General features: G+C 69.1%; 11 protein-coding genes and 1 pseudogene. 6 read left to right on the forward strand and 6 right to left on the reverse strand.

Translation table 11 applies throughout. The features are described 5' to 3' along the window. The first annotated feature begins 9 nt into the window (after positions 1-9). The 6 genes from ACOQPQ_RS14475 to ACOQPQ_RS14500 all read left to right on the forward strand — a co-directional run bounded on the left by ACOQPQ_RS14475 (position 10) and on the right by ACOQPQ_RS14500 (position 7741). Entirely contained in the window at positions 10-873 is an 864-nt protein-coding gene (locus tag ACOQPQ_RS14475; RefSeq protein ID WP_420640116.1) for a TauD/TfdA dioxygenase family protein, read from the forward strand. Positions 874-968: 95 nt separating this feature from the next. Further along, a complete protein-coding gene (locus ACOQPQ_RS14480) occupies positions 969-1421 on the forward strand; it encodes a VOC family protein (protein ID WP_420640117.1) in 453 nt (150 codons plus the stop codon). A gap of 88 nt (positions 1422-1509) precedes the next feature. After that, positions 1510-3030: an AMP-binding protein gene (locus ACOQPQ_RS14485; protein WP_420640118.1), complete on the forward strand. Its 1521-nt coding sequence runs from the start codon at positions 1510-1512 to the stop codon at positions 3028-3030. A gap of 14 nt (positions 3031-3044) precedes the next feature. Next, complete coding sequence (locus tag ACOQPQ_RS14490; RefSeq protein ID WP_420640119.1) at positions 3045-4535, forward strand: sulfatase-like hydrolase/transferase; 1491 nt, start codon at positions 3045-3047, stop codon at positions 4533-4535. A gap of 90 nt (positions 4536-4625) precedes the next feature. Then, positions 4626-5399 (forward strand): hypothetical protein, encoded by a 774-nt coding sequence (locus ACOQPQ_RS14495; protein ID WP_420640120.1) that lies wholly within the window; start codon positions 4626-4628, stop codon positions 5397-5399. A gap of 41 nt (positions 5400-5440) precedes the next feature. Beyond that, on the forward strand, positions 5441-7741 hold the full coding sequence (locus ACOQPQ_RS14500) for a molybdopterin-dependent oxidoreductase (RefSeq protein ID WP_420640121.1): 2301 nt from the start codon (positions 5441-5443) through the stop codon (positions 7739-7741). Positions 7742-7780: 39 nt separating this feature from the next. On the opposite strand, the gene ACOQPQ_RS14505 is transcribed toward ACOQPQ_RS14500, so the two are convergent. The 6 genes and pseudogenes from ACOQPQ_RS14505 to ACOQPQ_RS14530 all read right to left on the reverse strand — a co-directional run. Continuing rightward, positions 7781-9067, reverse strand: coding sequence for an amidohydrolase family protein (locus ACOQPQ_RS14505; RefSeq protein ID WP_420640122.1), 1287 nt, complete (start codon positions 9065-9067; stop codon positions 7781-7783). A gap of 115 nt (positions 9068-9182) precedes the next feature. Next, the gene (locus tag ACOQPQ_RS14510; RefSeq protein ID WP_420640123.1) at positions 9183-9734 is read right to left on the reverse strand and encodes a hypothetical protein; all 552 of its coding nucleotides are present in this window, start codon (positions 9732-9734) and stop codon (positions 9183-9185) included. A gap of 79 nt (positions 9735-9813) precedes the next feature. Then, the gene (locus tag ACOQPQ_RS14515; RefSeq protein ID WP_420640124.1) at positions 9814-10998 is read right to left on the reverse strand and encodes a hypothetical protein; all 1185 of its coding nucleotides are present in this window, start codon (positions 10996-10998) and stop codon (positions 9814-9816) included. A gap of 16 nt (positions 10999-11014) precedes the next feature. After that, complete coding sequence (locus tag ACOQPQ_RS14520) at positions 11015-12097, reverse strand: HTTM domain-containing protein (RefSeq protein ID WP_420640125.1); 1083 nt, start codon at positions 12095-12097, stop codon at positions 11015-11017. After that, on the reverse strand, positions 12094-12492 hold the full coding sequence (locus ACOQPQ_RS14525) for a hypothetical protein (protein ID WP_420640126.1): 399 nt from the start codon (positions 12490-12492) through the stop codon (positions 12094-12096). Before ACOQPQ_RS14525 ends, ACOQPQ_RS14520 begins: the two co-directional genes overlap by 4 nt. Positions 12493-12568: 76 nt before the next feature. Continuing rightward, a pseudogene (locus ACOQPQ_RS14530) lies at positions 12569-13159 on the reverse strand (DsbA family protein); the annotation flags it as partial. Between the last annotated feature and the right edge of the window lie 38 nt (positions 13160-13197).

Consider the following 13197-nt stretch of genomic DNA (forward strand, 5'->3'; position numbering starts at 1 on the left):
CATGCCCTCATGGCTGTCATCAATGCTGTGGATCTGGACGTTCGACGGGTGGCCGGGGCGCTGGGCGCCGAGGTGCGGGGAGTGTCGCTGGCTTCGGTGTCCGAGGCCGAGTTCACCCTCATCCAGGACCTGCTGGACGAACACCTGGTGCTCTTCTTCCCCGATCAGCACCTGTCCCCCGATGAGCACCGGGATTTCGCCATTCGTTTCGGCGAGGCGGAAATCCACCCCTACATTCCCAAGCTCGACGACGACCACCCCGAGATCGTGGTGCTGCGGGGCGAGTCGGGTTACGTGGCCGACGTGTGGCACACCGATTGCACGTTCAAGCAGTCGCCGCCCATTTGCTCGGTGCTGAACGCCATGGTGATGCCCCCGGCCGGGGGCGACACCATGTGGTCCAACATGTACATGGCCTACGAGACCCTGGCCGAGCCCATGAAGGAGATGCTCCACGGGCTCACCGCCATCCACTCGGCGGCCAACTACGGCCAGCCCGATCACAAGGCCGAGCACCCGGTGGTGCGGCGGCATCCCCGCACCGGCCGCCCCTCGCTGTACGTGAACAAGCAGTTCACCCGGCGCATCCCCCAATTGAGCCGCGACGAGTCGGAGGCTCTGCTGGAATTGCTCACCGCCCACGCTTCCAAGACCGACTTCACCTGCCGCTATAGCTGGTCGGAGGGCACCATCGGCATCTGGGACAACCGGGCCACCCAGCACTTTGCCGTGAACGACTTCGACGGTGCCCGGGCCATCAGCCGGGTGACCATCCTGGGCGACCATCCCGAGCCCGCCTTCGACACCTCCCGCTGGGAGCCCTACCAGTACAAGCGGGTGTCGGCCGCCGCCTATGGCCTGGACCGCGACTAGTACCAGGAGGAGTTGCTCGGCGCCCGGAGGCAATGCCCGGTGAGCGAGAAGGTGGATCCAGGGGCTCTTGTCCGGGCACTCGGAAGGAGTGCCCGGTGAGCGAGAAGGTGAACCATGTCGGACTGGCCGTGGCCGATCTGGACGCCGAGGTGTCGTTTTGGACCCGGGCGCTGGGCTTCGAGCAGATCGGATCGTTGGACGCCGACGACGCTCCCACCGGCCGGCTCCTGGGGCTGAAACGGCCCGGCCTGCGGGCCGTGTACCTGCGCCGGGGGGAGTTCGTGCTGGAGCTGTTGTCCTTTCGGGGTGCGGGGTTGGTCAACCGCCCGAACCGGGTGATGAACGAGCCCGGCCTCACCCACCTCTCGTTGAACGTGGCCGACCTGGACGCCGCCGCCCAACTGGTGCAAACCCACGGCGGCGAGGTGCTGGTGGACACCCGCCTGGGAAACGTGGCGGTGATGATCCGCACCCCCGGCCAACAGCTCGTGGAACTGCTGGTGGGCTTCACTCCGCCCACCCACGATCCCCCCGAGTCCCAGCCCTGAGTCCCGGCCGCCTAGTCCCAGTCATCGAGTCACAGCCGAATGGTGACTCCGAGAATCGAGCAACAGTCGAGCAACGATCGAGCAGAGCATGAAGTACAACAACCCCGCCACCTACTGGGGGGCCATCGAAACCCGGGCCGCCGCCACCCCGGACGCCCCGCTCACCATCGAGCCCGACGGCACGGTGATGACTTTTGGGGGCTTCCGGGCCGCCGCCGAGCGGGCGGCCGCGGGCTTGGCCGCCATGGGGGTGGCCGCCGACACCCGGGTGTCGTGGCAATTGCCCAACGGAAGGGCCTCGCTGATCCTGTCGGCCGCCCTGGCCCGGCTGGGAGCGGTCCAGAATCCCATCATCCCCATCTACCGGGAGCGGGAGGTGGGCTTCGTGGTCCGCCAGACCGGGGCCCGGCTGCTGGTGGTGCCCTCGGTGTGGCGGGGTTTCGACTACCAGGCCATGGCCGAATCGGTGGCGGCCACCACCGACGACTGTCAGGTGCTGGTGTGCGACGGCCAACTCCCCGAGGGCGATCCGGCCGACCTGGCCCCGTTCGAGTCGCCGGCCGGCCACGACGGACGGCCCCCGGTGCGCTGGATCTACTACACCTCGGGAACCACCGCTGATCCGAAGGGGGCCATGCACGGCGACGACGGGGTGATCGCCGCGGCCCGCCACGTGTGGGAGAACCTGGAACTGCGGGCCGACGACGTGTGGCCCCTGGCCTTCCCCTTCACCCACATCGGCGGCATCAGCCTGCTCATCGCCACCTTGGTGTGCGGCACCCCCATGTTGATGGTGGAGAGCTTCAACCCCACCGAGGACACCCGCTTCTTCCGGGAGCACGGCCTGACCCTGGCCGGTTCGGGCACCCCCTTCTTCATCGCCTTTTTGGCCGAACAGCGCAAGACCCCCGGCCAACCCATCTTCCCCGAGATGCGGGCGGCCATCGGCGGGGGTGCCCCCAAGCCCGCCGGCCTGCACCTGGAAGTGAAGGAGGAAATGGGCGGGGTGGGGATCATCTCCAGCTACGGGCTGACCGAGTGCCCCATCGTCACCTACTGCCGCCTGGACGACCCCGACGACAAGCTGGCCACCACCGAGGGCCGGATCATCAGCGACACCGACTGGAAGCTGATCGACGGGGAACTCCTGTTGAAGGGGCCTACCCTGTGCCGGGGCTATCTCGACGAAGCCCTGAACGAGACCGCCTTCGACGACGAGGGGTTCTTCTTCACCGGCGATCTGGCCGAGGTGGACGACGAGGGGTTCGTGACCATCGTCGGACGCAAGAAGGACGTGATCATCCGCAAGGGGGAGAACATCTCGGCCAAGGAGGTGGAGGACGTGCTGTTCGCTCATCCCAAGGTGGCCGACGTGGCCGTGATCGGGCTGGCCGATCCCACGTCAGGCGAGCGGTGCTGCGCGGTGGTGGCGCCCAAGGCCGGGCAGGGCTTCGGCTTCGGGGAGATGGTGGAGCACTGCCGGGAGGTGGGGCTGATGAACCAGAAGATTCCCGAGCAACTCGAGATCGTGGACGAACTGCCCCGCAATCCGGCGGGCAAGGTACTCAAACAACAGCTCCGGGAGACGTACCAGCAATCGGAGCACTAGGAGGACTCAAGGCGATGTCGTCATCTCAGCCCAACATCTTGTTGATCGTGTCCGATGAGGAGCGGCGCAACCCGTGGCTCGACGGGGTGGTGGATCTGCCCGCCCACGACCGCCTGCGCCGCGACGGCATGGACTTCAGCCGCTACTACACCCACGCCTCCCCCTGTTCGCCGTCGCGGGCCAGCCTCTACACCGGGAGTTACCTGGCCGAGCACGGTGTGGTCGACAACGTGAGCTTCCCGGCCCACACCGCGCTGGATCCCACCATCCCCACCGTGGGCAGCCTGCTGCGCGGGGCGAGCTACGAATCGGCTTACCTGGGGAAGTTCCACCTCACCCACGAACCCATGCCCGACATGGCGTCGTTCGGCTACAGCGGGTGGGTGGGTGATGATCGCCACTACATCGGCGGCCCTTGGACCGGCCGGCACTTCGACCCGGTGATCGCCGACCAGGCCACCCAGTGGTTGCGCACCCACGGCGCCGACCCCTCGGTGGGGCCGTGGTTCTTGACGGTGGCGCTGGTGAACCCCCACGACGTGATGTGGTACCCGCTGGATCACCCGTCGTACATGGAGGCCAACCCCGACTCGGTGGCCGCCTTCAACTTCATGCACGAGCACATGCTGGGGGGCCAGGTCGACCTCGAACCCCTGGAGGAGGGCTACCCCCACCGCTTCACCCGCCTGCCCGACAACTTCCACGACGACCTGCACACCAAGCCCGAAGTGCAGCGGGCCTGGCGCCACGTTCGCAATCGGGAGCACATGGTGGGCAACATGGCCTCCGACGACGTGGACTCGTGGCTGCGCCAGCTCGACTACTACGCCTGGCTGCACGAGCTGCTGGACCACAGCATCACCTCGGTTTTGGACGCGCTCGACGACATCGGCGCCTACGACGACACCGTGGTCATCTACACCTCCGACCACGGCGACGCCTGTGGATCGCACGGGCTGCGGGCCAAGCTGCCGTGCGTGTACGAGGAGGTCATGGGGGTGCCGCTCATCGTCAAGGCGCCCGGACTCACCACTCCGGGGTCGACCACCGAGGCGCTGGCCACCCACGTTGACCTGGCGGCCACCATCGCCGCGTTGGGCGGGGTGGAGCGCGACCAGGCCCCCACCCTTTCGGGCCGGGACCTCACCCCGGCGTTGGCCGACCCGTCGGCCTCGGTGCGCGACTACGTGCTGTTCAGCCAGGACAGCGCTCAGTCGGAGTTGTTGCGCCACAGCCGCTACGCCGTGCGGGGCTTCTTCGACGGTGAGACCAAGTACGCCCGCTACTACGGCGTCGGTGGCGGTATCGACCGCACCGGCAACCCCGCCCCCGAGTCGAAGTTGTTCGACGTGGACGCCGACTTCGACGACCACGACCACGAGTGGTACTCGTTGGCCGACGACCCCCACGAGCTGGTCAACCTGGCCAACGACCGCTCCCGCCGGACCGAGTTGCGGGACCTGTTCGGCCGCTTGCTGGAATACGAGGCCGCTGAAATCCGCTAGCGCCTCCGGGTTCCTTCAGAAGTTTGAGGTCATCGAGCTGGGTTAGGTAGCTCACGGGGGCCGGGCGACGTGAGGTTCGCCCGGACATTCATGACGGACATTCCGCACCCGACGGTGCTTCTCGGCCTGGCCAGCGTGACCGTCTCCATGGGGGCAGTCCCGTTGTGCTGGGCCGGCCATGCCCATCTCGGGCCGCAACTCCATACCTTGTTCGTCGCCCTCACGGTGCTGGCCATGGTGCTGTTGACCGTGGCCATTTGGGCGTTGTTCTCCGCCAGGTGGACCGATCGAACCCATCCCTCGCTGCTGATGGGGACCGCCGCCGTTGCGGTCAGCGCCACTGCCCTTCCCCTTCGTTGTGCGGGCCATACCGTTTCGGGTCCACCCCATGTCGGTTTCTTTCTGGCGGTGACGGTGGTGGCCCTGGTGTTTGCCTCCTCGTGCATGTTCACGGCGCTGGGCCGGTTGGCCCCCGGTCGAATCCCGGTGCCGCCGACGGCGGGGGCCGAGGCCACACCGGAGCGCAGTCTGCAGGCCTTTCCCGGGAGCCTGGATCCTGCTGCACTGGACGACATTGCCCACACCTACCACCAGGTTCAAGAGGCCATCCGTACGGCCCACCAGACCGGTTCCTGCACCAAAGTGTTGATCCGATTGCAGGCCGATCGGCTCCGCAGCCTGGCCGATCGGATCGGCACCTCGCCCACGGCCGAGGCCATTCGGGCCGAAGCGGGCATGTTCGACCGCAAGGCCCGCCGGGCGGCCCGATGCCCACACTCGGCCGCCGCTCAGGACATCGCCACCCGGTGCTCACGGCACGTCGCCGCCGCGGCCACCGTGGCCAACCACCGCCGAAGCCGGTAGGCGAGCCCCGAACGCCGGCCCACCCCCATTATGATCCCGGCGTGTCCGTGCGCACCGAGCCCATCACCAGCTCTGGCTCCAGCTCAGGCAGTCGTCACCGAGCCGGTCGCCGCACCAGCTTCCGCACGTGTCCGCTCTGTGAGGCCATCTGCGGGTTGGAGATCACCACCGCCGACCGCGAGGTGATTCGGGTTCGGGGCGACCGGGCCGACGTCTTCTCCCAGGGCTTCATCTGCCCCAAGGGTTCGTCGCTGGCCGCCCTGCACGCCGACCCCGACCGGCTGCGGGCGCCCATGGTGCGCGACCGCGATACCGGCCAGTGGCAGGAGGTGTCCTGGCCGGAAGCGTTTGCCACCGTCGAGCGGCGCATGATGCCGGTGCTGGCCCGCCACGGTCGCGAGGCCCTGGCCACGTACGTGGGCAATCCCAACGCCCACAACATCTCCCTGCTGTACTACGGGCGACAACTGGGGCGGTCGCTGGCCACCCGCAATGCGTACTCGGCGGGCACCGTGGATCAGATCACCAAGCAGGTGTCCACCGCCCTGATGTTCGGCACAACGCTTTCGATCCCCATTCCCGACCTCGACCGCACCCACTACCTGCTCATGCTGGGGGCCAATCCGGCGGCGTCCAACGGGTCGCTGCTGACCGCTCCCGACGTGCTGGGTCGCCTCGACGGCATACGACAGCGGGGAGGCAAGGTGGTGGTGGTCGACCCCCGGCGAACCCGTACCGCCGAGCAGGCGAGCGAGCACCTCTTCATCCGTCCGGCCACCGATGCCCACCTGCTCATGGCCATGACCCAGGTGTTGTTCGCCGAGGGCCTGGTCGATCTCGGGCGTCTCGAGGGCCACACCACCGGAGTCGATGAGGTGGGCCGACTGGTGGCCGACTGGCCCCCCGAGCGGGTGGCCGAGGTGTGCGGCATTGCGGCCGAGGACATCCGAAGGCTGGCCCGGGAGTTGGCCGGTGCCCCCAGCGCGGCCGTCTATGCCCGCATCGGCACCTGCACCCAGGAGTTCGGCACCTTGGCCAGTTGGCTGGTGGACGTGCTCAACGTGCTCACCGGCAACCTGGATCGACCGGGCGGGGCCCTGTTCCCCCGGGCGTTGTGCGGCCAGCCCAACTCCAAGGGCAATCCCGATATGCCCCGCACCATCGAGTGGGGCCGCTGGCGCACCCGCGTGCGGGGCGCCCCCGAGGTGATGGGGCAGCTCCCCGCCGCCTGCCTGGCCGAGGAAATCGACACGCCCGGTGAGGGGCGCATCCGGGCGCTGGTCACCATCGCGGGCAACCCGGCGCTGTCGGTCCCCGACAGCGAGCGGCTCCAGGCGGCGCTGCCGGGGCTCGACTGCATGATCTCGGTGGACAACTACATCAACGAGACCACCCAGTGGGCCGACGTGATCCTGCCCGGCGAGTCCCACCTGGGCCAGCCCCACTTCTCGGCCACCCTCTACCAGTTGGCCGTGCGCCACGTGGCCAAGTGGTCCGAGCCGGTGTTCGCCCCCGAGCCCGACCGGCCCCGGGAGTGGGAGATCATGCTGATCCTGTCGTCGATCTTCGCCGGACAGGGAACCGAGGTGGACACGGTGGCTGCTGACGACGCCATCATCTCCGCTCGGATCGCCAAGGAAACCGCCGACGAGTGGTCCCCGGTGTACGGGCGGGATCCCGCCGAATTGTTCGAGGCGCTGGCCCCGGCGGTGGGTCCGGAGCGGGTGGTGGACTGGCAGATCCGCACCGGCCCCTACGGGGATGCCTTCGGCACCAACCCCGACGGCTGGAGCCTGGCCCGCCTGAAGCAGCACCCCCATGGGGTGGATCTGGGGCCTCTGGAGCCCCGAGTGCCGGAGGTGCTGCGCACCCTGTCGGGCAAGATCGAGCTGGCCCCCGACTACGTGACGGCCGATGTGCCCCGGTTGGCTGCGTCCTTGGATCGTGACCGTTCCGGCATGGTGCTGGTGGGTCGGCGCAACCTGCGTACCAACAATTCGTGGATGCACAACGTGGCCACGCTCATCTCCGGGCGGGAACAGTGCGGCCTGCTGATCCATCCCGAGGATGCGGCTCGTCACGGCGTGGCCGACGGCGAGCCGGTGCGGGTGGCTTCGGACACCGGTGAGCTGGTTGCCGTGGCGCAGGTGTCCGACGAGATGATGCCCGGCACGGTCAGCCTGCCCCACGGCTGGGGTCACGACCAGCCCGGTACCCGCCTGTCGGTGGCCGCCACCCGGCCGGGGGTCAACAGCAACATCCTGGCCGGGCCCGACGCCATCGAACCCCTCTCCGGCAACGCCATGGTCAACGGCATCCCCGTCACCCTGGCTCCGGCCTGATCCCCCCGCCCCGCCGGGGGCCACCTCAGCCCGCGGGGTCTAATCCTCCCGCTTCCAGCCGCCGGTGGTGAGGGTCCGCCAGAACTCCTTGTCCCGCTCGTCGGCGGGGCGCCCCACATGGGTCACCACGTCCACGTCGGGCGACTCGGCCCGCAGGGCGGCCGCAGTGCACTTTTCCGGTGGGCGGTGGGCAAACGGGTCGAACTGGTAGTGGCGCATGGCGTTCTGATGGGTGATCTTGTCCACCACCTCCTGGGGGAGGCCGTCGAACAGCTTGGCCACGTACTCGGGTGACTGGGGCCAGGTGCCGTCGGAATGGGGGTAGTCGGACTCCCAGCTCAGGTTGTCGATGTTGAACTCGTCGAGCAGCTTGATGCCGATGCGGTCGTTGATGAAGCAGCACAGGATGTGGTTGCGGAACACCCCGGTGGGGCCGCCGTCGGCGCCGAATTGGTGCTTGGTCCAGCCCGAGTGGCGGTCTTGCACGTGCTCGGCCCGCCACAGGAAGTAGGGGATCCAGCCGATGTCGCCCTCGGTGAGGGAGAACTTGAGGTCGGGGAACCGGTCCCAGAACTCGGCCCAGACCAGCTCCACCAGGGTGGAGATGGTGGCTGCCGACGAGGCCGTCATGGCCACGCTGGCCGGGGCGTCGGGGGAGGCCTGCACACCCCGGGACGACGACCCCAGATGGCAGCACAACACCGTGCCCAAGTCGCTGCACGCCCCGAACAGGGGATCCCAGAATCCGGAGTGGATCGACGGCATGCCCAGCGCAGCAGGGTTCTCCGAGAAGGTGACCGCGTGGCAGCCCTTGCTCGCCAACCGATGGACCTCGGCCACCGCCCGGTCGATATCGAACAACGGCAGGATGCCACACGGGATGAACCGGCCCGGATAGGCCGCACACCACTCGTCGATGTGCCAGTCGTTGTAGGCCTTGATCATCACCTCGTTGACGTCGGGGTCGGGGCCCTCGTTGAGCACCTGGCCGGAGAACCCGGTCCAGTTGGGGAAGTTCAGCCCGGCGAGTTGCCCGCCCGCGTTCATGTCCCGCACCCGCTCGTGGACGTCGTAGCAGCCGGGGCGCATCTCGTCGTAGCGGCTGGCGTCGAGGTTGTAGTGCTCCCGGGGCTTGCCCGCCACTGCGTTCAGCCCCAGGTTCCGACCGGGCAGCTTGCCGTAGTACCACTGCTCCCGGCCGTTCTGGTCGGTCACCACCTTGGGGGCGTGGTCGGCCCACTTGGCGGGCACGTGGGCTTCGAACATGTCCGCGGGCTCGGCGATATGGTCGTCCACGCTGATCAGGGTCAGTTCGTCGGCATTCACGGCTTTCTTTCCTCCTCGGCTGGGCTGCGTCTAGTGCTGTGCCGGCATTGCGCCTTGCTGGTGCCCCACCCTACTGGACCCCGGCGAAGCCCACCCCCGCCAACGATCGGGACCGTCAGATGGTTTGGGTGCCGTCCACGCCGAGGGCGATGGCCAGCACCACGGCGATGCCGCCGAGCAGCCGGGCGACCACCGACAACAGAGGGGTGGGCACGGCCCGGAACCAGAGCAGAGCGGCGGTGACCACCCCGGCGGCGACCACCCCGGCCATGGTGCGGGCCGTGCCGTCGTGGGCGGCGGTGGCCACCACCACGGCCACGAGCTGGGGGGTGAACAGCACGGTGAGGGCGATGAGCGCCATCTGGACGCCCGCCCGGGGCTCGTCGTGGATCGGGCGGGCGGGCCACAGCATCCACCGCAAACCGGCCACGGCCAACGGCACCGAGGTGGCCAGCCGCCACGTGCCGACGGTCACCGACAACCCGTCCAGGATGGGCCCCGACATCGCCGCCAGCGCCCACAGCGCCCCCAGGGCGGCGGCCAGGGCCAGCACCACCCGAGGCCGCCACTGCTCCCGGTTGGAGGGCCGCCAGGCCACGCTCAGGGCTCCGCCGGCCGGGTTGGCCGCCACCAGCACCATCAACATCACCGGGCCGAGCCCGCTCATCGGTTTCCTGCCTTCATCGGTTCGCTCCTCTCGTGTTCCCGGTTCGGGATGGTGACCGCCGCACAACAGATTCCTGCCTTCACGGCTTGTGTCCTCCCAGATCGAATCGGTGGTCGGCCATCAGCAGTCCGGAGATGGCGTGCTGTTGGTCGTCCACCCGGGTCTGGTGGTCGTAGTACCACGCCCCGTCGGCCTCTTGGGCCTCCACCAGGCGGGCCGCTCCGCACTCCAGACGGTCCCGCAGCGGCGCCTCCGGGGGTTCGGTGGTCCCCGCCGCTAGTCGGGGCTCATGGCGCCACAGCCACTCCAGCGCCCCCAGCCCCTCCAGGATGGTGCCGTAGCCACCCCCGCGGGGCATGGGCAGGTGGGTGAGTCGGGCGATGCCCTCGCGCTGGGCATCCCAGCGGATCATCTGGCCGAAACGGCCGGCCAGGCGCTGGGCGTAGTCCAGATGATGGTCGGCCAGGCCCCACTCCACCATCTCGGCCAGGGCGTAGGCCGCCCACTGGTCGGGCCACGGCGGGGGCCACAACTCCTCGAGTTCGTCCCGCTCGGTGGCCAGGTAGTCCATGGTGGCCCACACCGGGGTGTCCCAACCCTCACCGGGAAAGGTCTCGTGCAAAAGGGCCAGCCCCCAGGCGGCCTCCCCGGTGGCGAACCGGGATCGCACTTCGGGCACCGGCGCGCCCGTGGCGGGATCCCAGAAGTTGAGCATCCCCCCGTCGGGCAGTTGCTGGCCCACCAGGAACCGGCCCAGGGCTCGCATCTCGCCGTCGTAACGCGGGTCGCCGGTGAGCAGGCGGCGGTGGGCCAGCGACACCAGCGTCAGCGCGGCCGTCCCGGTCTTGGCCGGCCCTCGGGGCGACAGGGCCGGGCCGATGCCCCCGTCGCCGGTGTCGAGGGCCCGTTCCAGCAGGTAGTCCATGCCCCGGTCGGCGGCCTCGGTCACCTGCTGATCGGCGCCTTGTTGCACGATGGCCAGTTGGTAGAGCGACAGGGTGCCCCCGGCGTGGCGCACCAGGTTGTAGCCCGGCACCGCCGATCGGGTGCGACGGTCGTAGTGGTAGAGGTACCGTCCGCTGGGCTCCTGGGTGTCCACGATCCACTGGGCGGCCGCCGCGGTGGCGTCGTGGCCGTCGCCGGGGGTGTAGGCCGGGCACACTTCGGGCGCGGCCAGCGTCACCCGCAGCAGGCCCGCGGTCACCACCCACACCGCCGCCCAGGCCAGGAGCCGCCGCCGGGCTGTCCCGGAACGCCGCGTCATCGCAGCCTCACGGCCTTCACCGGTACCGCCAGAACGGGGAGAACAAGAAGGTGGCCGGTAGCCGGGTGCGCACGAATCGGCGGGCGTCGAGGCCCTCCAACACCGTGCCGTCGCGATCGACCATACGCCACGATGCCCCCGGCGCCACCGTGATGTCGAACCGGGCCATCCAGTCCAACCACCCCACCCAGCGGTGGGGGGTGACCAGCGTGCGGTCCCGGGTGGAGGGCACCGCCCAGATGGCCACGGCACCGATGGCGATCACGCTGAACACCTCCACCTGGGCGCTCACCTCGATCCCCACGTGGAAGGCCACCGCCACCCACACCGCCAACAGCCGGGTGCGGCGGAACCACAACCCGAAGGCGATGAACAACTCGGTGGCCACCGCCACCGGCGACAGCACCCAGTGGAACAAGCGGTGGGTCACCACCTCCAGCACCGGGTCGGCCAGGGTGTCCCCCAGGGTGTCGCGCACGTCGTCCTGATAGCGCAGGGTGCGGTCGTGCAGCACCCGGCCCCCCACCCAGTCGGGGTCGATCAGTTTGGAGAACCCCGAGGCGAAGTAGATGGCCGCGGCCTCGAATCGCAGCAGCCAGACCGGCCACACCATGGCCCGGTCATCGGGCGGTCGGCGGCGGCGGGCGTCCAGCGACAGCACCCGACCGTTGTCGCACAGGGCCACCCCGGCCAGAAGGATCAACAGAAAGGCGCGGTTGTGCCGAAAGTGGGTCTCCGACAAGAAGAAGTTGTAGGCCACCACGGTCAGGGTCACCCAGGTGGCGGTGCGGGAGAAACGCCCCACCGTCATGAACACCGCGGCGGCCACCCCCACCCACAGCAGGGCCACGTACAGCCCGGCGGGTGCGTTGGGGACCCACGGCCACCACTGCTGCTGGAAGACGTCGTGGTAGGTGGTGCCGTCCAGGGCGTCGGCCAGGAACGGCCGCAGATGCCAAAGGACCGACGGGCCGAGCACGATCCGAACCACGGCCACGGCCCGCACGCTCGCCGGCTCGTCGAACACCTCGTCCAGCCACCGCCGGCAACGGCCCCGCCATCCCGCCGGTATCCGACCGACCGTGGTCGCCGCCGTCAACGGGACAACTCCCGGTCGTGGCTGCGGATCACCACCGTGTGGGGCCCTCGGGCGTTGCGGTAGTACGTGACGGTGGCCTCCAGGTAGCGGGTTTCGGTGTCGCCGGGCGTGTTGTCGGCCATCCAGTCCAAAGCGTGGTCCAGGAAGTCCACCACGGCGTCCACCCCCGAAAAGGCGTGTCGCTGACGCCAAGGCGATTGCAGGGCCCGCCATCCCACCAGCTCGTTCCAGTCGTAGCCCTCCCAGCGGCCGTCGGGCACCGCCACCCGCCGGCCGTCGTCCAGCACCCGCACCAGCTCCACCGCATACGTGCTCGACTCGTTGAACGGCTGGAAGGCGAAATAGTTGTGCGGATCCCGGTAGCCGTTGGCCACCAGCCCCAACTGCACAACCACCACCGCGGCGGCGAACCACCGGACGGCCCGTCGCCGCCACCGGGATCGGCGCGGGGCCGAGGCCGCCGCGCCGGCGTCAGCCGTCGTTGCCGTACCTCTGCTTGTAGGCCTCCAAGTCGGGAGGCAGGCGGTCGCGCTTGAGTTCGGCGAAGTTGTCGTAGGCGGTCAGCCACCGCACGTGGCGCCACAATTCCACCGCCTCGTCGGTGGTGGCGGGCGGGTTGCTGATGACCGGTCCGAACAGGGCCGGACCCTGGCCCCCGTCCAGGCGGATGGTGGGCACGCCGAAACTGCGGGTTTGATCGCACAAGATGGTGTGCTCGGCCTTCAGCGTCTCCCAGGTGGCCTCGTCGGCGAGGGCGTCGTCCACCAGGGAGGCGTCGAATCCGGCATCGGTGGCGGCGGCCCGGATGGTGTCGAGGTCGTCCACCGACTGCACCAGGTCGAACGCCCGGTGGCCGATGGCCCGGTAGTAGGCGCCGATGCCGTCGTTGCCCCCCACCTCACGGGCCTTCACCGCGGTGCGCAGCGAGCGCACCCCCACTCCCCGGTCGGGGTCGAAGTCCTCCATGGGCTTGTCCCAGTTGACGATGGCCAACGAGAACAGGCCCCAGGTGACGCTCACCTCACCGGCGTCTTCGATCTGACGAACCCAACGGGCTGTCTGCCAACACCACGGTCAAAGCGGGTCGAAGTAGAAGGTGA

Source organism: Candidatus Poriferisocius sp. (assembly GCF_965219775.1).
In the GTDB taxonomy this organism is placed as follows: Bacteria; Actinomycetota; Acidimicrobiia; order Acidimicrobiales; family Bin134; genus Poriferisocius.

Coding starts and splice junctions, on each gene's coding strand:
- ACOQPQ_RS14510 (WP_420640123.1), bottom strand. CDS start 9,734: ATGAGCGGGCTCGGCCCGGTGATGTTGATGGTGCTGGTGGCGGCCAAC.
- ACOQPQ_RS14490 (WP_420640119.1), top strand. CDS start 3,045: ATGTCGTCATCTCAGCCCAACATCTTGTTGATCGTGTCCGATGAGGAG.
- ACOQPQ_RS14495 (WP_420640120.1), top strand. CDS start 4,626: ATGACGGACATTCCGCACCCGACGGTGCTTCTCGGCCTGGCCAGCGTG.
- ACOQPQ_RS14485 (WP_420640118.1), top strand. CDS start 1,510: ATGAAGTACAACAACCCCGCCACCTACTGGGGGGCCATCGAAACCCGG.
- ACOQPQ_RS14515 (WP_420640124.1), bottom strand. CDS start 10,998: ATGACGCGGCGTTCCGGGACAGCCCGGCGGCGGCTCCTGGCCTGGGCG.
- ACOQPQ_RS14475 (WP_420640116.1), top strand. CDS start 10: ATGGCTGTCATCAATGCTGTGGATCTGGACGTTCGACGGGTGGCCGGG.